This is a genomic window from Rathayibacter sp. PhB186, from assembly GCF_003751825.1.
Lineage (GTDB): Bacteria > Actinomycetota > Actinomycetes > Actinomycetales > Microbacteriaceae > Rathayibacter > Rathayibacter festucae.
This window is the reverse complement of record NZ_RJKO01000001.1, coordinates 550027-574372: the sequence shown is the minus strand read 5'-3', so window position 1 is coordinate 574372 and position 24346 is coordinate 550027. Positions and strand designations below refer to the sequence as shown.

The window sequence follows — 24346 nt, the reverse complement described above, 5'->3', positions numbered from 1 at the left end:
GCGACGAGCCCGGCCCGGGGTGCTCAGCCCTGGACGTCGTGCAGGTGGTGCTGGACGTCGTGCAGGTAGTACTTCGCGATCGTCTCGACCGTGAAGGACGCGCCGTCGCTGCGGCGACCCGGTCGCTGCCACTGCCGGCCGTCGACCCCCTCGAAGACGTCGCTGATGCGGGCCGCCTCCTCGACGAGCTCGCGGCCGACCGCCGCGGGGTCCTGCTGGTCGTAGCGCTCCTCCGTGGCCGCCACGTCCTGGTCCCAGTTGGGGAAGAGCGGGTCGTCGCCCTCGAGCATCAGCCCGAGGCGCAGCCGGTAGATGCGGTGCACGTCGCGCACGTGCGCGGCGTACTCCAGCGGCGACCAGGTCTCGTCGTCGGGACGGCCCGCGGCGTCCTCGCGCTCGAGGACGTACGGCCAGGCGGCGGCGTTCTGGCGGATCAGCGCGGGGACGGCGTCGGACTCCACGAGCGAGGCGTCGAAGCCGCACTCGAGGCAGGGGCGCTCGAGCACCCAGGTCCAGTCCTTGGTATCGGGAGTGATGGGCATGGACCCAGGGTAGGACGGCTCAGCAGCGCGGCTGCGCGCCCTGCACCGCGCCGCGCTCGCCGTCGGCCGTCCAGGGCAGCTGCGGCAGCCCGGCGGCGCCGGTCGCCGCCCCCTGCTCGACCGCGATCGCCGCGAGGGCGCGCGCAGTCGTGGCGGCGAAGCCCTCGCCGGCGGTCGAGCTGTTGAAGGCGACCGCGACCGTCAGCCCCGACTCCGGGTCGGAGTAGGCGGCGGTGAGGAAGCCCGGCGCGATGCCGGAGAAGCCGCGGAGCGGGCCGGCCTCGTGGCCGCCGAGACCGGCGAGCAGCCACTCCGCGCGCCCCTGCCCCTGCGGGACGGGATCGGCCCACATCGCGTCGCCCGCGGGCTCGGTCGCGAGTCCCTGCGCGAGGCGTCGCAGATCGTCGAGATCGGTGACGGCGCCGCCGGCCGCGCCGAGCGAGGAGGGCGACGCCGCGGAGAGGTCGCGGCGGACCTCGCACTGGACGGCGCCGGAGCGCGGATCGAGGGCGGCGGAGAAGCCGAGCATCGCCGGGGCGGGCAGCTCGAGCTCCGAGTCGCCGGGAAGGCTGGTGCTGCTCAGGCCGTAGCGGGGCACGACGTACTCGTCGTAGAGCGACTGCATGCTGCGACCGGTGGCCTGCGTCGCCACCACGCCCGCGAGGAGCGGGCCGGTGGAGGACTCGGACCAGGCGGCGCCCGGCTCGGCGATCGGCGCGCTGACCTGCGCGGCCGAGATCAGCTCGAGGGTGGGCCACTCGCGGGCGGGGTTCTGCACGACGGTCGGCCAGAGGACGGAGCGGAAATCGGCGAGGCCGGAGGTGTGCGAGCAGAGCTGGCGGAGGGTCATCCCCTCGATGCCGGGGAGGGAGGTGAGCGCGTCGCCGACGTCCGCGTCGAGGTCGAGGGTGCCCTTCTCGGCGAGCGCGACGACGACGTCGCAGGTCATCGCCTCGGTGCCGCCGGTGCCGAGCCGCACGTGCGCGTCGGTGGTCACCGGGGTGTTCGCCTCGTCGCCGATCGTGCCGATCGCCGTCTCCCAGCCGCCGGCCCAGGGCGACCAGACCCCCGCGACCACGCCGGAAGCCCCGGCGACGCTCTGCGCCTCGACGAGGAAGCCGGAGAGGGCGATGGCCAGGTCGTCGGGCACGGGCCCGGGCAGCGCATCGGGGACGACGGAGTCGGCACCGCCGGTGCAGCCGGTGAGGGCGAGGACCAGGGCGGGCACGACGAGAGCTCCGACCCGGGTCGGCCTGCGGCCACCGATCATGCCGTTCGACTCCCCCCGAAGACGCGTGCTGGAACTCCTCCACTGTACGGGCGCGGTCTCGCGCAGCACGGGGCGGGGGCCGTGCGCGGGGGCTTTCGTGTCCCGACCGTGACCCGCGACCACGCGGATCCGGATCCGGCCACCCCTTTTCCAAACCATCTGAGCGGCTGCTACGAAGAAGGGACAAGCGACGCGGAGGCGTTGCCCGGAAGGAGAAGAGGAATCATGCGCACATCACCGAACCGGCTGCTCGCCACGCTCTTCGGCGCGGTCTACGTGGTCGTCGGACTGCTCGGCTTCGTCGTCACCGGCGGCGTCCAGTTCCTCGCGACGGAGGGCGGACTGCTTCTCGGGATCTTCGAGGTCAATCCGCTGCACAACATCGCGCACCTGCTCATCGGCGGCGCACTGCTGATCGCCGGCCTCTCCACCACCTCGGCGGCCAAGACGGTCAACACGACCGTCGGCGCGGTGTACCTGCTGCTCGGAGTCGTCGGCTTCTTCCTGGTCAACACCGCCCTCAACGTGCTCGCGCTGAACACCGCCGACCACTTCCTGCACCTCGCCAGCGCGCTCGTCCTCCTCGGAGTCGGGCTCACCGCCGACAAGGGCGCCCGGGCGCGCACCGCGACCGCCTGACCCGCAGCGGATCCGTCCGCTCCCCCTAGACTCCGTCCGCCGTGGGCCCGCCGTTTTCCGCGGCGGACGGACCGAACGGCCCCGGACGACACGATGCGGTGTGTCGATCCGGGGCCTCTTCTTCTTGCACCTCCACCACGATCGGAGACCGCGATGAGCACCGTCGCCCGCGGAAACGCCGCCTTCGCCGGGATCGGCGCCGGTCTCGTGCACCTCTCCCTCGCCGCCGGGCAGCTCGACGCGGGGACCCTCCCGCTCGCCGCCCTCGGCGTCGCGGAGCTGGCCTGGGGCGTCGTCGTCCTCGCCCGCGGCCGGATAGTCCTCCCGCGGACCGCGCTCGCCGTCACCGGCGTCACCGTCGCCGGCTTCGTGCTCGCGATCGCCGCCGGTCTGCTGCGCGATCCCCTGCCGGCTCTCGCGGCGGGCGCCCTGCAGCTCGTGGCCGCGGCCGTCGTCGCCGCCACCCTCCGCTCGCAGCGCACGGTGGAGCGGCCCGTCTCGGCCCCGCGCGCGGTCCTCGGCCTCTTCGCGGGCGCGCTCCTCGTCTCCGCCCTCGCGACGCCGGCGCTGTCCGCCTCCTCCGAGGGCTCCCACGACATGGGCGGGATGATGACGACGGTCACCGACAGCGGGCACTCGCACTGAGACCCGCCCTGGCGACCGCGGTGCCTTCGAGCTAAGGTAAGGGCAACCTAAGACGCCGAAGGAGGCCGCCGTGCCGAACGTCTCGAACGTCACCTCGTTCTCGCAGGCCCTCCGCACGCGCCTGGCTACGTCCGGCGCGGACGACGAGGTCTCGGCCTTCATGACCGCGCTGATGACCGGGTCCGGCAGCCGCGACGACTACGTCGCGATGATCGCGCAGCACTACTTCGTCTACGAGGCGCTCGAGGCCGTGGCGGAGGCGATGGCGGGCGACCCGGTCGCCGCACCCTTCATCTCGCCCAAGCTCACCCGCCTGCCGGCGATCGCGGAGGACCTGCGCTTCCTGGTCGGCGAGGACTGGCGCTCGCGCATCGCCCCGCTCCCCTCGACGGCGGCCTACGTCGAGCGGATCCGCACCGTCGCGAGCGGCTGGAGCGGCGGCTTCGTCGCCCACCACTACACCCGCTACCTCGGCGACCTGTCCGGCTGCTCGATCGTCCGCACGCTGCTCCAGCGGCGCTTCGGCTTCGAGACCAACGGCGTCGGCTTCTACCTCTACGGCGAGATCGCGACGCCGTCCGCCTTCCGCGCGGTCTACCGCGAGCAGCTCGACGCCGCCGGCTGGGACGAGGACGAGCGCGAGCGCGTCATCGCCGAGGTGGCGGAGGCGTACCGGCTGACCACCGCGGTGTTCCGCGACCTGGCCGGCTCGCGCGCCGCGGCCTGACGTGCCGCTCCGGCGCTCAGGCGCTCAGGAGGACGCGGACTCCGGCTCCGCGACGGCCGCGGGCTCGGCCCGGCGCTCGGACATGAAGCGCAGCACGTCCTTGTCGACGATGATGTCGCTCGGCCGGAGCGGCCGGGTGAGGTAGAGCCCCTCGAGGCTCGTGATGCGGCTGAGCGCGACGTAGGTCTGACCGGGGGCGAACGCGCGCTGCCCGAGGTCGACCACGGCGGAGTCGTAGGTCTTGCCCTGCGACTTGTGGATCGTGACGGCCCAGGCCAGGCGCAGCGGGAACTGCGCGAACTCGGCGACGATCTCGCGGGTCAGCTTCTTGGTCGCGGCGGAGTAGGAGTAGCGGTAGCGCTCCCAGGTCGCGGGCTCGACCTCGTGCACCTCGCCGTCCACCTCGACCCAGACCGTGCCGGCGACCTTGGTCACGCGGCCGATCGTGCCGTTCACCCAGCGCTGCTCGGCGTCGTTGCGCAGGAACATCACGTGCGCCCCGATCTTCAGCTCGAGGTTCTGATCGGCCGGGTACGCGCGGCCGCCGAAATCGCCGCTGATCTCGGCCGAGGCGGTCTTGACCGGGCCCTTGAGCCGCGCGAGGGCGGTCTGGTTGATCCGGTTGACGGTGTCGTTGCGGGTCGCGAGGGTGATCGCGTCGTTCTCGGGCGGCGTGCGTGCGCCGGCGGCGTTGAGGACGTCCGCGATCTCCTTGGTCACCATGCCGAAGCGCACGGCGTTGAGCATCCACTTGAAGCGCTCGTCGCTCTGACGGTGGATCCTCCCGAGCTCGATGATCCGCAGCGGCGCCTCCTGCCAGACCAGCGCGTCGAAGAACCAGAGCGAGCGGTAGCGGTCGGCGAAGTAGGCGCGCTCCTCCGGATCGCCCGGGACGGGCGCGAGCTGGAACGGGTCGCCGAAGAGGACGACCTGGACGCCGCCGAACGGCTCGGACCGGCGCTGCCGCGCCTGGCGGAGGCTGCGGTCGATGCCGTCGAGGAGATCGGCGTTGACCATCGAGATCTCGTCGATGACGAGGGTGTCGATGGTGTTCAGCAGCTTGCGCAGCTCGGGCGGCTGATCGAGGTCGGAGTCGGCGATGACCCCGATCGGGAGCCGGAAGAGCGAGTGGATCGTCTGCCCGCCGACGTTCAGCGCGGCGACACCGGTCGGTGCGCAGATGACGATCTGCTTGTCGGTGTTCCAGCTCAGGTGGTTGAGCAGGGTCGACTTGCCGGTGCCGGCGCGGCCCGTCACGAACAGGTGCTCGCGGGTGTTCTCGATGAGGTCGAACACCCGCTGCTGCTCGTCGGAGAGGGTCGGCTGGGTCACCGCTCCACTGTACCCAGCCGACCCCCGCACCCCGGCGCCGCGGTCAGACGTCGCGGACGCGGGTCGCCGTCAGCGCCGGGACCCAGACGGCGAGGAGCCACCCGGCGCTGGCGAGCAGCGCGGACGTCGTGCTGATCTGCTCCACGCCCGAGCCCTCGCTCGGGACGCTGGACAGCGCCAGCCCGAGGTTCGAGAGCAGATAGGGGCTGACGTCGATGATCCACTGGGCCTGCAGCAGACCGCCCGCGATGCTCGCGAGCAGCGGCAGCACGAAGAGCACGCCGACCGAGAGGCCGATGGCGGCCGCCGTGCTGCGCAGCAGCGCCGCCACGGCGACCGAGAACGCCCCGATGACCGCCAGGAAGAGGCCGCCGCCGAGCAGACTGCCGAGCACGCCGTCGTCGAGCAGCGACGTGGGCGTGCCCTTCGCCGCGAGCATCCCGCCGATGACGGCGAACGAGCCGACGCAGGTGAGCACGGCCACCACGAAGGACGCGACCGCCACGACGACCCCGCGGGCGAGGAGGGACGGGACCCGGCGCGGCACGGCGGTGTAGGTCGAGCGGATCATCCCGGTGGAGTACTCGCCGCCGAGCGACAGCGCCCCGAGGACGGCGATCACCAGGCCGACGAACTGCAGGTGCAGGGTCGCGCCGCCCGCGACGAACGCGGAGACGGAGCCCTCCTTCGGCGGCTCGACGACGGCACCCAGGGCCAGGGCCAGAGCGAGCGCGAGGAGCACCGAGACGACGATCGACCACCACGTGGAGCGGACGGTGACGAGCTTGAGCAGCTCGGAGAGGACGACCCCGTCGAGGCGGAGCCTCACCCCGCTCGAGGCGTCGCGGACGGGTCTCGGGGCGGTCGCGGTCATCGGGTGGCTCCTTCGAGGGGCTGGGATCCGTGGGGACGGGCGGCGGTGTACTCGACGGCGTCGGCCGTCATCGCGACGTAGGCCTCCTCGAGCGAGCGGGTCAGCGCGGTGAGCGCGTGCAGCACCGCTCCGGCCTCGTGGGCGAGCGCGCCGATCACCGGCGCCTCGAGCCCCTCGATCTCGAGCCCGCCGCCCGTGACGGCGACCGCAGCACCGCGGGCGGCGAGGAGCGCGGCGAGCCGCACCGAGTCCGGGCTCTCGACGCGCACGCGCGGCCGCGCCTCGGCGAGGAAGTCGTCCAGCGGGGCGTCGGCGAGGATCCGGCCCCGGCCGAGGACGATGATGTGGTCGGCGGTCTGCGCCATCTCGCTCATCAGGTGCGAGGAGAGCAGCACGCAGCAGCCCTCCGCCGCCTTCGCGCGGACGAAGTCGCGGACCCAGCGGACCCCCTCCGGATCGAGGCCGTTGACCGGCTCGTCGAGCAGGAGGGTCCGCGGGTCGCCGAGCAGCGCGGTCGCGATGCCCACCCGCTGGCCCATGCCGAGCGAGAAGCCGCCGACGCGCTTGCGCGCGACGCTGCCGAGGCCGACGACCTCGATGACCTCCTCCACCCGGGAGCGCGGGATGCGGTGCGTCGCGGCGATCACGCGCAGGTGGTCGCGGAGGGTCCGGCCGCGGTGCGTCGCCTTCGCGTCGAGCAGGGCGCCGACCTCGGCGAGCGGCGCGGCGTGCTCGCGATAGGGCCGGCCGTTGACCAGCACCGAGCCGGCGGACGGCCGGTCGAGACCGACGATCATCCGCATCGTCGTCGACTTACCGGCGCCGTTGGGCCCGAGGAACCCGGTCACCCTCCCCGGCGCCACGGTGAAGTCGATCCCGTCGACCGCGGTCTTCGCTCCGTACCTCTTGGTCAGGCCTCGTGCCTCGATCATGCGCTCCCCTTCTCGCAGCGCTGCGCCTCGAGCCCGCGGGACGCGGGCGAGGTCGGACAGCAGCGGCCAGCCTAGGAAGCGCCCGCGGAGCCCGCTCGGGGCTGTCGCGGGACGTCCGTCGACAGGGGACGACTCGACCGGGGACGACTCGATCGGGGACGGTCCGGATCGTGCAGGGCCCGGCTCAGCCGCGCTTCTGCAGGGCGGCCAGGCGGTCGTTGTACGCGGTGAGCTCGGCCTCGCCGGTGCGGTCGGCCTGGCGGTCGAGCCGCTTGGAGTCGCGCGCGTCCGAGCGGCTCCACATCACCGCGACGATGATCGCGAGGGCGAGCGTGGGGATCTCGCCGATGCTCCAGGCGATGCCGCCGGCCGCCTGCTGGTCGTCGAGGGCGTTCGTGCCCCAGCCCATCGCGCCGTACCAGTCGGCGAGCAGGAGGCCCTCCCCCGTCATCAGCGCCAGGCCGAAGAAGGCGTGGAACGCCATCGTGCCCAGCAGCAGCAGCAGGCGCATCGGGTAGGGCACGCGGTGCACGCTCGGGTCGACGCCGATCAGGACGCTCACGAAGAGGTAGCCGGTGATCAGGAAGTGGACGATCATCCACTCGTGGCCGATGTGGTCGGTCGTCGCCCAGCGGAAGAGCGGCGAGTAGTAGAAGCCCCAGAGCGAGCCGACGAACAGCAGCGCCGCGACGATCGGGTGCGAGATCGCGGTGGCGAAGCGGGAGTGCACGGCGAGCAGGACCCACTCGCGGCCGCCGCGGGAGCCGTCAGTGCGCCGGGCCGCGGCGCGCGCGATCAGCGTGACCGGCGCGGCCGGGACCAGCAGCACCGGGACGGCCATGGTCAGGACCATGTGCGCGAGCATGTGCGCGCTGAACAGGTACTTCTCGTAGGCGTTGACGCCGCCGTTGGTGATGTACGCCAGCAGCAGCATGCCCGCGATCCAGAGCACGGTGCGGTGCACGGGCCAGCGGTCGCCGCGGCGGTGCAGGCGCACGACGCCGGCGACGTAGAACGCGATGCCGAAGCCGCAGACCAGCAGCCAGACCAGGTCGACGTTCCAGAGGGTGAGGAAGTTCAGGGCGGACGGCGCCGGCGGCAGCGGCTCGCCGGTGAGCAGCTCCGCGGGGGTCGGGTTCGTCAGCTCGGTGGCGGCGACCTGGTCCACCGGCGTCGCGGTGCGGGCGAGGGCGGCGGCGACGCCGGAGGCGATGCCCATGAAGGCGATCTCCGCGGCGACGAGCCACCAGAAGCTGCGGCCGCCCGCTCCGCCGGCGCTGCGCATCCGCGCGATCAGGAAGCGGCGCTGGACGAGGCCGAAGACGCCGAGCGCGGTCAGCGCCGCGACCTTCACGAGCACCAGCACGCCGTAGCCGGTGAGCAGGTTGCCGAGCGTCGCGAGCCGCAGCTCGGCGCTGATGTAGCCCGAGGCGGCGACCACGATGAAGCTCACGAGCGCGAGGCTCGAGTAGCGCCCGATCACGGGCAGCAGGCGCGCGCCGCCGAGCAGCGGTCGCAGCACGATGATCGTGACCAGCCCGCCCAGCCAGATCGCGGCGAAGACCAGGTGCAGGCCGAGGGCGGTGACGGCGGCGTCGTGGCCGCTCGCTCCGGCCGCGTGGCCCTGCTGCGCCATCGGCAGCAGCGTCAGGAGCGCGATCGCCGTCACGAAGACGAGGGCGGTCTGGTTGCGCACGGCGAAGCAGAGCACGGTGACGACGGCGGCGAGGAGGGTGGTGATCAGCCAGGCCTGGCCGACCGGGATGCTGCCGATGAAGTAGCTGAGCTTCGTGCCGAAGTCGCGGTCGAGGCTCAGCGGCGTCTGGGTGACGTTGAGGAAGGTGAAGAAGCCGGTCAGCGCGGAGGCGGCGGCGAAGAACGCGGCGCTCGCGGCGGCGACGTCGAGCGCGATCGTGTACTCGGTGCGCGGCTCCGCCTCGGCGGGGGCGCCGGTGCGCTTCGCGATCGCGCGAGGGCTCAGCGCGAACAGCGTCAGGACGAGCGAGCCGATCATGCCGGCGGCGCCGAGGTTGACCGCGAGCTTGGCGACCGGGAGGCCGAAGCGGACGACGGGCCCCGGGTCGTTCAGGAGCGGTGCGGCCGAACCGCCGCCGAACGCGAGCGCCGCCAGGAGCGCGACGAGGGCGGCGACCACGAGCAGGAGCGCCGGGCCCGCGATCCGGACGGTTCGATTCACCCGGCAAGCCTACGTTCTCGCGGCTGAGGGGCGGCAGGACGACGAAGACCCCGGCGGAGGGCCGGGGTCTTCGAGTGGAACTGCTGCGCCGTGAGGGCGCGGACCGCGACTACTTGGCGGCGGCCTTGAGCTTGGTGCCGGCCGAGACCTTGACCGAGTGGCCGGCGGCGATCTGGATGGTCTCGCCGGTCTGCGGGTTGCGGCCGGTGCGCGCGGCGCGGGACGTGCGCTCGACGGCGATCCAGCCGGGGATGGTGACCTTCACGTCGTTGGAGACGGAGTCGGCGAGGGTCGAGAAGAGCGAGTCGAGGACGCCGTTGACGGCGGCCTGGCTCTGGCCGGAGTCGGCGGCGATCTTCGCGACGAGCTCGGTGCGGTTGAGCGACTTGTCAGCCATTGGAGTGTCCTCCCAGGACGTTCGCGCTGTTGAGAACAGCTGGTGGTTGTGTGTCGTCCAACGGCCGGGGACGGACCCCGTCGACCGGTCGGACCGTCCGTAACCTACCAGCCCGATCCCGGATTGGCGGCGATTCGCGCGACGGAATCCCCGGAAACACGCCGATCGGCAGCCCGCGGAGCCGTCGGGAGCGGCTGGGAGGCGATGTCAGGGGCCGTCGCTACACTCGCCGACGGCGCGCACCCGAGCCCGCCGGGAGAGGCGGCCGCAGTGGCGGAGACGACGACGGACGGCTGGATCTCGACGGCGATCTGGTGGCAGATCCACCCGCTGGCGTTCCTCGGGGCCGAGGCGACCTCGGCCGACGGGCCGCAGCCCGGTGACGAGCCGCAGCACCGCCTGCGCCGGATCCTGCCCTGGCTCGACGACCTGCTCGCGCTCGGCTGCAACGGCCTGCTGCTCGGGCCGGTGTTCGCCTCGATGACGCACGGCTACGACACCGTCGACCACTTCCGGGTCGACCCGCGCCTGGGCGACGAGCGCGACCTGGACGAGCTGATCGCGGCCTGCCGCGAGCGCGGGATCCGCCTGGTCTTCGACGGCGTCTTCAACCACGTCGGCCGCGAGCACCCGTGGTGGCGCGAGGCCGTCGCGGCGGGCGAGGGCTCCCCCGCCGCCGCGCGCTTCCGGCGGACCGACTCGGCGCGCGAGGTCGACGGCCTGCCGGTCGACGTCTTCGAGGGGCACGAGGCGCTCGTCGAGCTCGACACCGCCAACCCCGAGGTCGCCGCGCACGTCTCCGCCGTGCTGAGCCACTGGCTCGAGCGCGGGATCGACGGCTGGCGGCTCGACGCCGCGTACGCGGTGGACCCCTCCTCCTGGCGCGCCGCGATCGACCCGGTGCGCGAGCGCTTCCCGGAGGCGTGGTTCGTCGGCGAGGTCATCCACGGCGACTACGCCGGCTACGTGCGGGAGTCGGGCCTGGACTCCGTCACGCAGTACGAGCTCTGGAAGTCGGTGCGCAGCTCGATCGAGGAGGGCAACCTCTTCGAGCTCGACTGGACGCTGCAGCGGCACGCGGAGTTCCTCGAGACGTTCGTGCCGCTGACCTTCGTCGGCAATCACGACGTGACCCGGCTCGCCAGCGCGATCAGCGACCCGCGCCACCACGGGCACGCCGTCGCGATCCTCGGCTTCGTCGGCGGCGTGCCGAGCATCTACTCGGGCGACGAGCGCGGGCTCGAGGGCGTCAAGGAGGAGCGCGCGGGCGGCGACGACGCGATCCGGCCGGAGTTCCCGGCGGAGCCGGCCGAGTGGCCGCGGAACGACGCCTACCGCGTGCACCAGGAGGTCATCGCCTTCCGCCGCCGGCACCCGTGGCTGGTCGCCGCGCGGACCGGGAGCGTCGACCTGTCGAACACCGCCGTGCTGCTGGTCGCCGAGGGGCCGGCCGGCGAGAGCGCCCGGCTCGCGCTCAACCTCGGAGACGAGGCGGCGACCGTCGGCGGCGTGCGGGTCGAGGCGCACTCCTGGCTGCTGCTCGACTGAGCCGCGATCGGACCCGCCGTGATCTACGCTCGGGGCAGCGGCGGGAGCGCACGGCCCCCATCCGGGACGACGCTGCCGCGAGGAGACGGACGAGGAGCGACGATGCCCCAGGGGTCGGAGTCACAGCACGAGCAGGCGCGGCGGATCGAGCACGAGCCGGAGGCCGGCGTCGAGCGGACGGGACTGGAGGCGGCGCTGGCCGCTCCGGTCGACGAGCTCACCGATCCCGGGCCGGGCGAGCGCAGCGGGCTCTCGAGCCGGATCGCCGAGGATCTGCTCGACGGCGTCTCGGAGATGGTCGGCGGTGACGCGGACCTCGCACCGGGACGCGCCGTCGAGATCGACGACCCGGCGCGCGCGGTCGGCGACGACCCGGCGCACCCGATCCACGGGACGCTCCGCCAGGAGTTCGAGTCGCGCTGAGCGGCGGGTCTCGATACGCCCCTGCGGGGCTACTCGACCAGCATGCAGGGCCCCTGCGGGGCTGCTCGACCAGCATGCAGGGGGCGCCGCCGCGTCCTCTTCCTCACCGCCGGGACGCGCTGGTCAGGGGGCGCCGAGGGTCTCCGTGAGGAAGTGCAGGAGCTCGCGCAGCAGCGTCTCCTTCGAGTCGGCACGGCGGTACTCGTGGCCCTCGCCGTCCAGCTGGAGGTAGCGGACCGGGCGGCCGAGCTCCTCGAGCGCCGCGACGATCTGCCGGGCCTCGCCGATCGGGACGTTGGTGTCGAGCTCGCCGTGCACGACGAGCAGCGGCACGTCGATCGCGGCGGCCGCGTTCAGCGGCGACAGCTCCTCGAGCAGCTCCGCGTCGTGCTCGGGGTGTCCGTACTTGGTGACGGCGGCCGAGGCGATCCACGGCTCGGTGTCGCGGTAGAAGGTCTGCAGGTGCGACATCCCGCAGATGTCGACGCCTGCGGCGAAGACGCCGGGCGAGAAGGCGAGCGACGCGAGCGTCAGGTAGCCGCCGTAGGAGCGGCCGGTGACGGCGATCCGCGCCGGGTCGGCGATGCCGGCGTCGACGAGGTGCGCGGCGGCGGCGAGGACGTCGTCGAAGGCGCCGCGGCGCTTCTCCACGTCGTCGGCGTGCACGAAGTCGCGGCCGAAGCCCGAGGAGCCGCGCACGTTCGGCGCGAAGACGGTGATCCCCGCGGCGGCGACCGCCTGGTGCTGGGCGGAGAAGGTGGGGCGCTCCTGCGACTCCGGACCGCCGTGCAGGCTGAGCATGGCCGCTCCGGGCCCGGTCGACCCGGGCGCGCGGTAGAGCCAGCCGGAGAGCGCGAGACCGTCGCGGCCCGTGAAGCGCTCGAGGGTCGGCACGATCAGCGGCGGCGCATCGAGCGTCGGCACCCCGGTGATCCGGGACCACTCGTGGGTCGCCGTGTCCAGCCGCCACAGCTCGCGGGGGCGCTCCGGGCCCTCGACGCCGAGGATCACCGCGCCACCGTCGCGGGAGAGCACCGGCGTCGTCGCGACCAGTCCCGGGAGCCCGGCGACCGGGACCCGGGCGCCGGTGGTGGTGTCCAGCAGCTCGATCTCGCTCGAGCCGGCGACGTTCCAGACCAGCATCAGCATCCGTCCGGCGTCGTCGGCGTCCAGGCCCTCGAGCTCGGCGTCGTCGCGGGCCGCGAGGCGGCGGATCCGGCCGCGCCAGCCGTCCGGGCCGAGCGGCATCGCGACGAGCTGGCGCCGCGGCAGGTCGACGTCCGTCGCGAGGTAGGCGACCATCGGGCTCTCGGTGTCGTGCAGCGGCGACGGGCGCAGCAGCGCGACGTCCGTGGATCCGGTGCCCGAGTCGGGCAGGAGCGCGTGGTTCTCGTTCGTCAGCCGGTCGACGACCACGCAGTACTGCTGGCCGCGCTGGCCGTCGCGGACCACGACGAGACGCTCCTCCACCGAGAGGTCGAGCACCGAGATGAGGTCGCCGTCGACGAGCGGCTTCCGCTCGCCCGTCACCGGGTCGACCAGGAAGGAGCGGGTCGGCTGCTCCGGCTCGGCCGACGGGATCGTGACGACGACGTGGTGGCCGCTGCGGGTCCACGGCCCGAGCTCGGCGTGGGCGTCGCGGGAGCCGGCGATGCGGCGGGCGTCCGAGCCGTCGGGGCGGACCACCCAGACCTGACTGCGCACCCCGCCGTCGGTCGCGACGAGGCAGGCCAGCCAGGCGGAGTCGGCGGACCAGGAGACCTCGAGCACCGGATCCTCGGTGAGGGCGATGCGGCGCGCCTCGCTCGGCTCGGCCCCGACGACGACGTCCTGCACCCAGACCTCCGGCGACCCGCCGCGATCACTGAGGAAGGCGACGCGGGCGGCGTCCGGGGTCATCGTCGGACCCCAGCTGCCCCAGGCGTGCACGAGTCCGAGCGCGAGCTCCTCGGCGGCGGCCACGCGGTCGGCCTGCGGCGAAACGATGAGAGGAGGCGTCATGCCTCCATCCTCCGGCACCGCTCAGCCGACGCCGTGCTCCTGGAGCCACATCTCGAGCAGGGCGAGCTGCCAGAGCTCGTTCGAGCCCAGGCGGGTGCGGGTCGCGTTCGGGTCGGCCAGCAGCGCGTCGACTGTCGCGGGATCGAAGACGCCGCGGCGCCGCGCGGCGGGGTCGGTCAGCGCCGCCCGCACCCGCTCCAGGTAGGGCCCCTCCAGCTGGCGGATCGCCGGCACCGGGAAGGATCCCTTGGTGCGGTCGATCACCTCGTCCGGGACGATGCCGCGGACGGCCCGCTTGAGGATCCCCTTGCCGCCGTCGGCGAGCTTGAGCTCCGGCGGGATCGTGCCGACGAGCTCGACGAACTCGTGGTCGAGGAACGGCACGCGCGCCTCCAGGCCCCAGGCCATGGTCATGTTGTCGACCCGCTTCACGGGGTCGTCGACGAGCATGACCGCGGTGTCGTTGCGCAGCGCCGCGTCCACGGCCGTGTCGGCGCCGGGGCGGGCGAAGCGCTCGGCGAGGAAGGCGGTCGCCGCATCGGGGTCTCCGCGCCAGGCCGGCGCCAGCAGCGCCTGCAGCGCGGAGAAGGGGCGGTCGACGAAGACGTCCGCGTAGGCCTCGACGGCGCGCTCGCGCGGCACCCGCGCCAGGGGCGGGTACCAGTCGTAGCCGCCGAGCACCTCGTCGGCGCCCTGACCCGACTGCACGACCTTCACGTGCTGCGAGACGTCCTCGCTGAGCAGGTGGAAGGCGACGGCGTCGTGCGAGACCATCGGCTCGCTCATCGCGCCGACCGCCGCGTCGATCCCGGGCAGCAGCCGCGCGGAGTCGATCGGCAGGCGGTGGTGGTCGGTGCCGAAGCGCTCCGCGACCAGGCTGGAGTACTCGAACTCGTCGCCGGACTCGCCGCCCGCCGCTGCGAAGCCGATCGAGAAGGTCTGCAGCCCGGTCTGGCCGGCCTCGGCGAGCAGCGCCACGATCAGGCTGGAGTCGATGCCGCCGGAGAGCAGCACGCCGACCGGCACGTCCGCGACCATCCGGCGCGAGACAGCGGTGCGGAACGACGCGAGCAGCGCCTCCTGCCAGTCGCGCTCGGTCCAGGCGGCGCGGTCGGGATCGCGGGCGAAGACCGGCTCCCAGTAGACGCGCTCGCGGCTCGTGCCGTCGGGCTCGATCACGCGGACGGTCGCCGGCGGCAGCTTGGTGACTCCGGCGAGGATCGTGCGCGGGGCGGGCACGACCGAGTGGAAGCTCAGGTAGAGCATCAGCGCCGTGCGGTCGATCGAGGTGTCCACGCCGCCGGCCGCGAGCAGGGACTGCACGGTCGAGGCGAAGCGGATCCGCTCGCGGGTCTCGTCGAGGTAGAGCGGCTTGATGCCGAGGCGGTCGCGCGCCAGCACCACGCGGCCGGACTCGCACTCGACGATCGCGAAGGCGAACATGCCGAGCAGGTGGTCGACGCAGTCCTCGCCCCACTGGGCGTACGCCTTGCCGATCACCTCGGTGTCGGAGTGCGAGAAGAAGCGGTGCCCCTTCCCCTCCAGCTCGGCGCGCAGCTCCCGGTGGTTGTAGATGCAGCCGTTGAAGACGATCGTCAGGCCGAGTGCGGCGTCGACCATCGGCTGGGCGCCGGCCGCGGAGAGGTCGATGATCGCCAGCCGCCGGTGCCCGAGCGCCACACGGCCCGCCGCCCAGAGCCCGTCGCCGTCCGGGCCGCGGTGCACGAGGCAGCCGGTCATCCGGTCGACGGCGCCGATGTCGGCGCGCGCGCCGTCGAACCGGATCTCGCCCGCGATGCCGCACATCTCAGCCTCCGACGATCCAGGTGTCCTTCGCGCCGCCGCCGCGCGAGGAGTTGACGATCATGCTGCCCTCCGCCGCGACGCGGGTGAGCGCGAGGTCGGCGAGGCGGACGTCGCCGGGACCGGTGCCGGTGACGAAGACGAAGGCGCGGAGGTCGATGTGCCGCGGCTGCAGGTCGGTGCCCGAGAACGCGGGCAGCGAGGAGAGCCGGACCACCTCCTGAGCGACCCAGGCGCCCGGGTCCGCCGCGATCTCGGCGCGCCGCTCGGCGACCCGCGCCGCGGGGGCCGACGGGCCGATCATCACTCCCCGGCCGCCGTAGCCGTCGACCGGCTTGGTGACCAGCTCGCCGACCCGCTCGAGCACGATCCGGCGCTCGGCCTCGTCCTCGGGGCGGTAGGTCGGCACGGACTCGAGCAGCGGGCGCTCGTCGAGGTAGTAGCCGATCAGCTCGGGGACCGCGCAGTAGAGGGCCTTGTCGTCCGCGACGCCGTTGCCGGGCGCGTTCGCCAGGTAGACGTCGCCGGCCGCCGCGACCTCGAGGATCTCGCGGCCGATCGGGCGGTCGCCGGCGACGAGGTCTGCCAGCTCGACGTCGAGCCGCAGGTAGAGCGCGTCGACGACCGTGCCGCCGGCCAGGACGCGGCCGCCCTCGACCGTGACGTCGCCCGCCTCGAGCAGCAGGAGTCCCGCGCCCTCGGCCAGCCGGCGGTGCTCGAACCAGGCCGAGCTCGACGCTCCGCTGGAGAGCAGCCCGAGCACCGGGTCGGCGCGCTTCGTCCCGTGGGCGAGCGTCGCGCGCAGTCCGGCGAGCGCCGTCGACGCGTCGAGCAGGCCCGCGGGTCGCGGCAGATCGGGCAGCACGTCGTCGAGCAGCGCGCGGATGCCCAGGGCGTAGGCCAGGCCGCTGGGGTTCCGGAGGTTGTCCTCCAGCACCCGCCAGCCGCCGAACTCGTTGCGGACCAGGTCGAAGCCCATCACGGCGCCGCGGACCGTCCCGGCGGGCAGCCGGGCCGCGTCCTCGCTCCAGCCCGGGGCGCCGCGCAGATCGCGGACCACGCCGGCCCGCACCGCCCGGCCCTCGCCGTAGACGTCCTGCAGGAAGCACTCGAGGGCGCGGGCGCGCTGCTCGAGCCCGGCGGCGAGCTCGCTCCACTCGTGGGCCTGCAGCACGCGCGGGACGAGGTCGACCGGGAACGGCCGGTCCTCCTCGCCGACGCGGAAGGTGAGCCCGGCCTGCTCGACGAGCCGGTCGCGGGACTCGTGCAGGCCGGCGAGGCGCTCGGGGCCGAGGCCGCGGAAGTGCTCGAGGATCGGCTGGTAGGCGCTCTTCGCGCGGCCGCCGGTCGCGACGGCCTCGTCGCCGGCGCGCACGCGGTAGGTGCGCAGGCTCGGGGCGGGCAGGATCGGGCCGCTCGCCGGGCCGTGCGTCTCAGCGACGACGGCGTCGACCACGGCGTCGAGGGTGCCGCGCTCGGCGAGGACGGCGCGCTGGCGGTCGGCGGAGTTGCCGCGCGCGATCAGCGCCTCGGCGAGCGCGCGCACCTGCTCCAGGTCGCCGAGCTCGTCCAGTGCGGGCTGGAGGCGGGCGATCAGGCTGCGCAGCGCCTCGGCGGCGGGGACGGGGCGGGGGTGCTCGGTGTGGTCGAGCAGCGGCCCCGAGAGCCCGCCGCGGGCGGCCTGCCAGGTGGCGGCGCGCTGGATCGGCGGCGGCGTGTGCCGGAACGGGCGGCCCGCCTCGATGTCGAGCTCGGCGCTGCGGACGAGACCGCGGAAGAGCCCGGCGATCAGCACCGCGTCGTCGACGATCGGCATCGCGTCGCAGACCCGCAGCTCGAGGGTCGGCGCGTGCGAGGACGGCCGGACGTCGAAGTAGGCCATCTTCGAGTCGGCGATGACGCCGGTGGCGATCAGGTCGTCGAGGAGGCGGTCGTACTCGGCCGCGGACTCCAGCGGCCCGGTCGCGCCGGCGCTCGGCCAGCGCTGCCAGATGATCGTGCGGATGCTGGCGTAGCCGGTGTCCTGGCCGTTCCAGTAGGGGCTGCTCGCGCTGGCGGAGAGCAGCACCGGCAGGTCGCGGGCGATCCGCTGGGCGATCTGCACGGCGAGCTCGCGGTCGGAGACGCCGACGTGGATCTGGGTGCCGCAGATCAGCTGCTCGTCCACGAGCATCCGGTACTGCTCCTGCATGCGGCCGTAGCGGCCGGTGCTGGTGAGCTCGAAGTCGCCGTGCTCGGAGCGCGGCGCGGTGCCGACGGCCGCGATGCCGATGCCGTCGGGCGCCGCGGCGTCGATCACCGCGCGCCGGAGCGAGATCAGCTGCTCCCGGAGCCCGTCGAGCGAGTCGACCACCGCGGTGTTCGTCTCGACCGTGGTCCGCTGCAGCTCGGCCGAGAAGCTCTCCTTCGGCAGCCGGGCGAGCACCTGGGGGGCGTGGGGGGAGAGCTGCCTCGACTCGAGATCGATGAGGTGGAGCTCCTCCTCCGCACCGAGGGTCAGTTCTGCGCGCATGCGCTCACCGTACGACCCTCATGTTTCGGGCGGCTACCGGGTGGCCGCAGGCGGCGCGCAGGACGGTGGATCAGCGGGCGGTGCGCGCGCGGATCTCGAGGTCGATCTGCGAGGCGTCGAGCGCGGCGAGCACCGAGGCGAGGACGTCGGCGTCGAAGGTGCCGTTGTCGCGGGCGTCGAGGAGGTCCGCGCGCTGAGCGGCGATGACGGCGAGCCGGTGCCGCTGGGCCTGGAGGAAGGCCTCGGTCCGCGGCGCGTCCGGCGCGGGCGGCGGCTCCTGGACGGCCTCGGCGCTGGTGCGCAGGAGGGCGAAGACGCGGGTGCGCTCCTCCTCCCGGGCCCTCTCCTCGGCCGCCTCGTCGACGTCCGGGGCGATGGCGCGCAGCAGCGGCCCGACCGTGCCGCCCTGCAGCAGCAGCGACAGCGCGGCCACCGCGAACGCGATCAGCACGAGGACCGAGCGCTGCGGGGTGTCCTCGGGCAGGGTCTGCGCGGCGGCGACCGTGACGGCGCCGCGCATCCCGGCCCAGACCACCGCCGTGCCCTCGCGCCAGCCGAGCGGCGCGCGGACGAAGTACTCCATGTCGGCGAGCATCCGGGTCAGCCGGGTGCCGAAGCGCTCGAGATCGCGGGCGGTCGGCGACCGGCGCCCGCGGCTGATCCGCTTCAGGCTCTCCTCGCGGCCCTCCTCGGTGCCCATCTGCTCCTGCAGGCCCTCGACGCGCGGGCGCATCCGCTCGCGCAGCCGGCCGCGGCTCCTGAGCACGCCGAGCAGCGGGGCGACGTAGGCCGCGCGCACCAGGATCGTCAGCAGGAGCGCGCCCGCCGCGATCAGCACGGCCGGGCCGACGCCGGCGTGGTCCTCCTCGACGCTCGTCACGATCGCCCGGACCTGCAGGCCCATCGTGAGGAACACCGTGCCCTCGAGCACCAGCTCGACCGTCCGCCAGTTCTGCGAGTCGGACAGGCGGTTCTGCGGCGAGAGCTCGCGCGGCGCGCGGATGCCCGTGACGACACCGGCGACGACCGCCGCGACCAGTCCCGAGGCGCCGAGGAGCTCGGCCGGGACGGAGGCGAGGAAGGGCACGGTGAAGGACAGGATCGTGTTGACCGTCGGGTCCTGGACCCGGCGGCGCACCGCGAGGTTCAGCCAGCCGACCAGACCGCCGACGATCCCCGCGATCAGCACGGAGTAGCCGAACGAGCCCAGTGCGCCCCAGAAGGAGAAGCTCGCCGCGGCGGCCGCGATCGCGGTGCGCAGCAGCACCAGGGCCGTGGCGTCGTTGAGCAGGCTCTCGCCGTCGAGCATCGCGACGACCCGCCGCGAGACGGAAGTGCCCTTGACGATCGACGTCGCCACTGCGTCCGTGGGGCTGACGATCGCGCCGAGAGCGACGCCCCAGGCGAAGCCGAGATCCGGCAGGACAAGCTGGAAGAACAGGCCGAGCACGAGCGAGGTGCCGACGACCAGCAGCACCGAGAGTCCGCTGATCGCACCGAACTCGCGGCGGAAGTTCATCGCCGGCATCGACACCGCGGACGAGTAGAGCAGCGGCGGGAGCACCCCGGCCAGGATCCACTCCGGCTCGATCTCGATCGGACCGACGACGGGCAGGAAGCTCGCGGCCACCCCGATCCCGACCAGCACGAGCGGCGAGGCGACGCCGAGGCGCGGGCCGACGACGGCGGCGCCGGCGATCACGACCAGCGCGAGGACCAGCACCACCAGGAGCGGGGTCATGCGTGCCCGGCGGCGTCGGGGACGGGTCCGACCGCGCCGCGGCGGACGTCCTCGAAGAAGTCGGGGCGGAGCACCCGCCTCTCGATCTCGAACGCGCCGCTGGTCCAGCCGTCGCCGAGGGGGTGCTCGGGGTCCAGCAGCACGTGGCCCGGGGTGGCGCCACGACCGAGGGCGGCGGCGATCGACCGATCGGGGTCGTAGAGCGCGTGCTCGACGAGCGGGGCGAACACCTCGTGGGCGGCGAAGTCGGCGGGGGCGCCGAGGAAGACGGGCATCAGCTCCTCGCCCTCGCGCAGGCCGTTCGGCCACCAGCGGAAGCGCTCGACCAGCTCGTGGCAGGAGATGCAGGACGGCGAGAAGAAGACGAGGTGCGTCGGCGGGTCCGCCCACTCGGCGAGGGCGATCGGCTCGCCGGCGGCGGTGAGGAAGGCGAGGTCGCCGACGTCGCTCGGGGACGCGGATGCCGCCGCGGGCGTCGAGGCGGCGGGTGCTCGCGCGGCGAGCCGGTCGCGGACCGGGACGAGGGCGAGAGCGAGCAGCACGGCGATCAGCGCCGGGACCCCCGGGACGAGCAGCTCCGCCGGCGCGGCGGCCCCGACGAGCCCGGCGAGCGCCAGCGCGAGCAGGACGGCGTTCCGGGCGACCGTGCGGCCGGTCATCCGGGCGTCGCCGAGGCCGCCGAAGCACTCGCACTCGACCGGCTCCGGGGCGCGGACCGCCCGGATCGCGACGACGAGGAAGACGACGTCGACCGCGACCGCGCCGAGCAGCGCGCCCCGGTGCAGCGGCGCGGGGGCGAGCAGGATCGCCAGGCCGAGCGCGATCTCGACGACGGGGAAGGCGCGGGCGAAGAGCGGACCCGCGGAGAGCCGGGCGGGCAGACCGAGCGCGGCGAGGCTCGCGCGGAACCGCTCCGTCCGCCCGAGCTTCAGCACGCCGCTGACGACGAGGACGGCACCGGCGGCGGCCCCTGCGACCGCGAGCAGGACCTCGAGCGCTGACGCGAGCATCCGTGTCCCTCCCGCACCCGACGGTGCCCTCGCAGAGCACGCTACCGGGCGGAGGGTGCCGTCAGGAGTCGAAGCCCAGCCCGAGCGCGTCGAGGGTCCGCAGCAGCGGGTTCCGCCGGCCGCCGTCGTGGTCGGCGCGGTCGAGCGACCAGCGGGTGGCCTGGATGCCCGCGGTCGCGAACGGCTCGGGCGGGAACGGCAGCGGGCGCTTGCGGACCATCTCCAGCTCGGTCCGCTCGGTCGGCTCGCCGGCCAGGAGGTCGAGGAGCACGTCGGCCGCGAAGGCGGTCGTCCCGACGCCGAGGCCGGTGTAGCCGGCCGCATAGGCGACGCGACCGGCGAGTGCGGTGCCGTAGAAGGCGGCGAAGCGGGTGCTGGTGTCGATCACCCCGGCCCAGCGGTGGCTGAAGCGGAGGCCCTCGAGCTGCGGGAAGGTGGTCAGGAAGTGCGCGGCGAGCGCGCGGTCGGTCTCCGGGCGGTCCTCGTAGGCCGAGCGGATCCGGCCGCCGGGGTGGTAGACGGCGTCGTATCCGCCCCAGAGGATGCGGTCGTCGGCGGTGCGGCGGTAGTAGTGGAACTGGTTGGCGACGTCGCTGAGGCCCTCGCGGCCGGTCCAGCCGATCGAGGCCAGCTGGGCGGCGTCGAGCGGCTCGGTCATCAGGACGTGGTCGTAGACCGGCACGGTCATCAGCCGGGTGCGCGCGAGCAGCGAGGGGAAGGCGCTGGTGCCGAGGATCGCCTGATCCGCCGCCACGGAGCCGCCCGCGGTGCGGACGAGCACGCCGGCGCCGGCGCGCTCGAGGCCGAGCACGCGGCTGTCCTCGTGGATCTCGACGCCGAGCCCCTCCGCGACCCGCGCGAGCTCGCGGACGAGCTTGCCGGGGTGCACCAGGGCGCACTGCTCCGCGGGCGCGGCCAGGCCGGCCAGGAAGGTCGGCGAGTCGACCAGGGCCTGCACCTCGGCGGTGTCGAGGAAGCGGCCGCCCGCGACGCCGTCGCCGTCCGCGAGCGGGCCGACCTGGTACTCCTCCACCGCCACGGCGAGCGAGCCGGTGCGCTCGAAGTCGCAGTCCATGCCGTAGCGGGCGACGGTCGCCTCGATGTCGTCGAGGTTCCGCACGCCCAGCTCCTCGAGGCGGGCGGCCTCGGCGGGCCAGCGCGCGAGGCCGTTCTCGCGGCCGTGGGTGAGGCTCGACTCGACGAAGCCGCCGTTCCGACCGGAGGCGGCCCAGCCGAGCGAGCGGGCCTCGAGCAGCACCACGCGGCGGCTCGGATCGCGCTCCTTCGCGCGCAGGGCGCTCCACAGGCCGGTGTAGCCGCCGCCGACGACCACCAGGTCGGCGCGGACGGCGCCGGTGAGGGCCGGACGCGGGGCATCGGGGTCCTCGAGCCAGAACACCCCGCGCCGCGTGCCGGCCAGGGCGGCGTCGACGACGGTGGGATCGGGGGCGGATCGTTCGAAAACCGTGCTCGTGAGGGCCATAGTGCCTCCATTACGTCAGTTCTCCCGTCGTTTCGCAACCGGATCCGTCGTTCCGGCGCAGCGCTCCCGGGCGGATCGTCCGCCGCGGTCGTACACTGCGAGGGAAATCGGAGGGGACATGCGAGGACGCCGACCGCGCGACGGGGGACGCGACGCCGCGGCGACCCCTCCGGCCGCGACTCCGGCCGCGACTCCCCCGATCCCTGCGGCCGACGAGCAGCACGACGTCTCCCCCGGCATGCGCATCGCCGCCGCCTGGGGCTGGCGGGTGCTGGCCGTCGCGGCGCTGCTCTGGCTCATCGTGAAGCTCGTCGCGCTGGTGCCGGTCGTCGTGGTGCCGGTGCTGATCGCGATCCTGGTCACCGCGCTGCTCACTCCGCTGCGCGACCGGCTCGAGCGCTGGCGGCTGCCGCGCCCGCTGGCCGTGCTCGTCTCGATCCTGGCGCTCCTGCTCGCGCTGGTCGGCCTGATCGGGCTCGTCGTCGTCCAGTCCCGCGCGGGCTTCGGCGGCGTCGGGCAGCGGGCGCTCGACGCGGTCGACGACGTGGAGGCCTGGCTGCAGGGCCCGCCGCTCGGCTTCTCCGACGTGCAGCTCGGCGACTGGGCGCAGAAGGCGATCGACTGGGCCGACACCCAGGCGTCGACGATCGCCTCAGGGGCCCTCGCCGTCGGCTCGCAGGTGGCCGAGGTGTTCGCGGGCGCGCTGCTCACCCTGTTCTCGCTGATCTTCCTGCTCCTGGACGGCCGGCGGATCTGGACCTGGTTCCTCCGCCTGATGCCGCGCGCCGCGCGCCTGCCGCTGGAGACGGGGGCCGCGGCCGGCTGGCGGACGCTGAGCCAGTTCGTCCGGGCCCAGCTCGGGGTGGCGGCGATCAACGCGATCGGCATCGGGATCGGCGCGCTCGCTCTGCAGCTTCCGCTGGTCGTGCCGATCGCGATCGTGGTGTTCCTCGGCTCCTTCGTGCCGTTCCTCGGTGCGATCGTGACGGGGGCGCTCGCGGCGATCGTCGCGCTGCTGTTCAGCGGACCGGTGGCGGCGCTGGTGATGATCGGCGTGGTCGTCGTCGTGCACCTGGTGGAGGGGCACGTGCTCCAGCCGCTGATCCTCGGCTCGGCGGTCAAGGTGCACCCGCTCGCCGTGGTGCTGGGCGTCGCGACCGGGCTCGAGGTGGCGGGACTGGCCGGCGCGCTGTTCGCGGTGCCGGTGATCGCGACGCTGAATTCGGCGATCACGGCGATGCGGCACGATCCGGAGCAGCTCGCTGCGGAGCCGCTCTCGACGGAGCGCCCCGCGTGAGCCGGCACCCCTTCGACCCGGCGGGCGTCCCCGGGTCGGCGGTCCTGCCCGCGCTCGCCTGCCCGATCTGCGGGGCGCCGCTCGCGCCGGACGCGCTGCCGCGGCCGACGCTGCTGCGCTGCCCGCTCGGACACAGCGCGGACGTGGCGCGCCAGGGCTACGTCTCGCTGCTGCGCGGCAGGCACGCCACCTCGGGCGACACCGCGGCGATGGTGCAGGCACGCGAGGAGCTGCTGGGCTCCGGGCACTACCGGCCGATCCAGGTCGAGGTCGCCGCCGCGGTGCCGGCGGACGCGCGGCTCGTCGTGGACCTCGGCTGCGGGACCGGCGCGTACCTCGCGGCGGTCCTCGAGGCGCGGCCGGCGGCGAGCGGGCTGGGGCTGGACCTGTCGGCGGCGGCCGCGAGGCGGGCCGCGCGCGCGCATCCGCGAGCCGCGGTGGCGACGGCGGACCTGTGGCAGCCGCTGCCGCTCGCGGACGAGTGCGCGGACGCGCTGCTGACGGTGTTCGCGCCGCGGAACGCGCCGGAGATGCGGCGGGTGCTGCGGGCGGGCGGCGTCGCGATCGTCGTGACGCCGCGCGAGCGGCACCTCGGCGAGATCCGGCCGGTGTTCGGGATGCTCGGCATCGACGCGGGTAAGGCCGAGCGGCTGGACGAGCAGCTGCAGGGCTTCGACCGGGTGGCGCGCGAGGAGCTGGACTACGCGGTCGCGATGACGCCCGGCGAGCTGCGGGCCGAGGTGCTCATGGGGCCGAGCGCGCACCACGTCGACGCGGCGGCGGTGGATGCGCTGCTGGCGGGCCGCGAGGCGACGACGACGGTGACCGTCGCGGTGACCGTGTCGGTGTACCGCGCGGGCTAGGCGGAGCCGGAGACGCTCGCGTCGCGGGGGCGTTCCGACGGGCTCGATCTCGATACGCCCGCTGCGCGGGCTACTCGATCAGCATGCAGTGCGCCCACAGCGCGTCGACG

General features: G+C 74.1%; 20 protein-coding genes. 7 read left to right on the top strand and 13 right to left on the bottom strand.

Annotated features, from left to right (window positions below; genetic code table 11):
* Positions 1-23: 23 nt before the first annotated feature.
* Both EDF45_RS02640 and EDF45_RS02635 read right to left on the bottom strand, forming a co-directional pair.
* A complete protein-coding gene (locus EDF45_RS02640; RefSeq protein WP_123734877.1) occupies positions 24-542 on the bottom strand; it encodes a DinB family protein in 519 nt (172 codons plus the stop codon).
* Between the two features lie 19 nt (positions 543-561).
* Positions 562-1770: a serine hydrolase gene (locus EDF45_RS02635; protein ID WP_165908968.1), complete on the bottom strand. Its 1209-nt coding sequence runs from the start codon at positions 1768-1770 to the stop codon at positions 562-564.
* A 267-nt stretch (positions 1771-2037) separates the two neighbouring features.
* Between EDF45_RS02635 and EDF45_RS02630 the strand changes: the two genes are divergently transcribed.
* From EDF45_RS02630 to EDF45_RS02620, 3 genes are all read left to right on the top strand, one after another.
* Positions 2038-2451, top strand: coding sequence for a DUF4383 domain-containing protein (locus EDF45_RS02630; RefSeq protein WP_123734875.1), 414 nt, complete (start codon positions 2038-2040; stop codon positions 2449-2451).
* 153 nt (positions 2452-2604) lie between these two features.
* Entirely contained in the window at positions 2605-3096 is a 492-nt protein-coding gene (locus tag EDF45_RS02625; RefSeq protein ID WP_123734874.1) for a hypothetical protein, read from the top strand.
* Positions 3097-3166: 70 nt separating this feature from the next.
* A complete protein-coding gene (locus EDF45_RS02620; RefSeq protein WP_123734873.1) occupies positions 3167-3823 on the top strand; it encodes a heme oxygenase (biliverdin-producing) in 657 nt (218 codons plus the stop codon).
* Positions 3824-3847: 24 nt separating this feature from the next.
* Here the strand turns inward: EDF45_RS02620 and EDF45_RS02615 are convergent, their stop codons facing one another.
* From EDF45_RS02615 to EDF45_RS02595, 5 genes are all read right to left on the bottom strand, one after another.
* On the bottom strand, positions 3848-5155 hold the full coding sequence (locus EDF45_RS02615; RefSeq protein ID WP_123734872.1) for an ATP-dependent RecD-like DNA helicase: 1308 nt from the start codon (positions 5153-5155) through the stop codon (positions 3848-3850).
* A 43-nt stretch (positions 5156-5198) separates the two neighbouring features.
* Entirely contained in the window at positions 5199-6029 is an 831-nt protein-coding gene (locus EDF45_RS02610; RefSeq protein ID WP_123734871.1) for an ABC transporter permease, read from the bottom strand.
* Positions 6026-6961: an ABC transporter ATP-binding protein gene (locus EDF45_RS02605; RefSeq protein ID WP_123734870.1), complete on the bottom strand. Its 936-nt coding sequence runs from the start codon at positions 6959-6961 to the stop codon at positions 6026-6028. The genes EDF45_RS02610 and EDF45_RS02605 overlap by 4 nt, the downstream gene beginning before the upstream one ends.
* A gap of 184 nt (positions 6962-7145) precedes the next feature.
* Positions 7146-9158, bottom strand: a complete 2013-nt coding sequence (locus tag EDF45_RS02600) for a cytochrome c oxidase assembly protein (protein ID WP_208323003.1) — start codon at positions 9156-9158, stop codon at positions 7146-7148.
* Between the two features lie 109 nt (positions 9159-9267).
* The gene (locus EDF45_RS02595) at positions 9268-9555 is read right to left on the bottom strand and encodes an HU family DNA-binding protein (RefSeq protein WP_055786347.1); all 288 of its coding nucleotides are present in this window, start codon (positions 9553-9555) and stop codon (positions 9268-9270) included.
* A gap of 270 nt (positions 9556-9825) precedes the next feature.
* Here EDF45_RS02595 and EDF45_RS02590 point away from each other — a divergent pair, with 270 nt between their 5' ends.
* Entirely contained in the window at positions 9826-11103 is a 1278-nt protein-coding gene (locus tag EDF45_RS02590; RefSeq protein WP_260311742.1) for an alpha-amylase family glycosyl hydrolase, read from the top strand.
* A gap of 102 nt (positions 11104-11205) precedes the next feature.
* Positions 11206-11526, top strand: a complete 321-nt coding sequence (locus EDF45_RS02585; protein WP_123734868.1) for a hypothetical protein — start codon at positions 11206-11208, stop codon at positions 11524-11526.
* A gap of 123 nt (positions 11527-11649) precedes the next feature.
* Here EDF45_RS02585 and EDF45_RS02580 read toward each other — a convergent pair whose 3' ends face one another.
* The 6 genes from EDF45_RS02580 to EDF45_RS02555 form a co-directional block, all read right to left on the bottom strand.
* Positions 11650-13527: a S9 family peptidase gene (locus EDF45_RS02580; protein WP_123734867.1), complete on the bottom strand. Its 1878-nt coding sequence runs from the start codon at positions 13525-13527 to the stop codon at positions 11650-11652.
* A gap of 21 nt (positions 13528-13548) precedes the next feature.
* On the bottom strand, positions 13549-15333 hold the full coding sequence (locus tag EDF45_RS02575; RefSeq protein WP_123734866.1) for an N-acetylglutaminylglutamine amidotransferase: 1785 nt from the start codon (positions 15331-15333) through the stop codon (positions 13549-13551).
* Position 15334: 1 nt separating this feature from the next.
* The gene (locus tag EDF45_RS02570; RefSeq protein WP_123734865.1) at positions 15335-17842 is read right to left on the bottom strand and encodes a glutamate--cysteine ligase; all 2508 of its coding nucleotides are present in this window, start codon (positions 17840-17842) and stop codon (positions 15335-15337) included.
* 70 nt (positions 17843-17912) lie between these two features.
* On the bottom strand, positions 17913-19583 hold the full coding sequence (locus tag EDF45_RS02565) for a sodium:proton antiporter (RefSeq protein ID WP_123734864.1): 1671 nt from the start codon (positions 19581-19583) through the stop codon (positions 17913-17915).
* On the bottom strand, positions 19580-20593 hold the full coding sequence (locus EDF45_RS02560; RefSeq protein WP_123734863.1) for a MauE/DoxX family redox-associated membrane protein: 1014 nt from the start codon (positions 20591-20593) through the stop codon (positions 19580-19582). Before EDF45_RS02560 ends, EDF45_RS02565 begins: the two co-directional genes overlap by 4 nt.
* Before the next feature lie 61 nt (positions 20594-20654).
* A complete protein-coding gene (locus tag EDF45_RS02555; RefSeq protein WP_123734862.1) occupies positions 20655-22076 on the bottom strand; it encodes an FAD-binding oxidoreductase in 1422 nt (473 codons plus the stop codon).
* 118 nt (positions 22077-22194) lie between these two features.
* Between EDF45_RS02555 and EDF45_RS02550 the strand changes: the two genes are divergently transcribed.
* Positions 22195-23373 carry an AI-2E family transporter gene (locus EDF45_RS02550; protein WP_123734861.1) on the top strand — a complete coding sequence of 393 codons (1179 nt, stop codon included), beginning with the start codon at positions 22195-22197 and terminating at the stop codon, positions 23371-23373.
* Positions 23370-24236: a methyltransferase domain-containing protein gene (locus EDF45_RS02545; RefSeq protein ID WP_123734860.1), complete on the top strand. Its 867-nt coding sequence runs from the start codon at positions 23370-23372 to the stop codon at positions 24234-24236. The genes EDF45_RS02550 and EDF45_RS02545 overlap by 4 nt, the downstream gene beginning before the upstream one ends.
* Positions 24237-24346 lie beyond the last annotated feature (110 nt).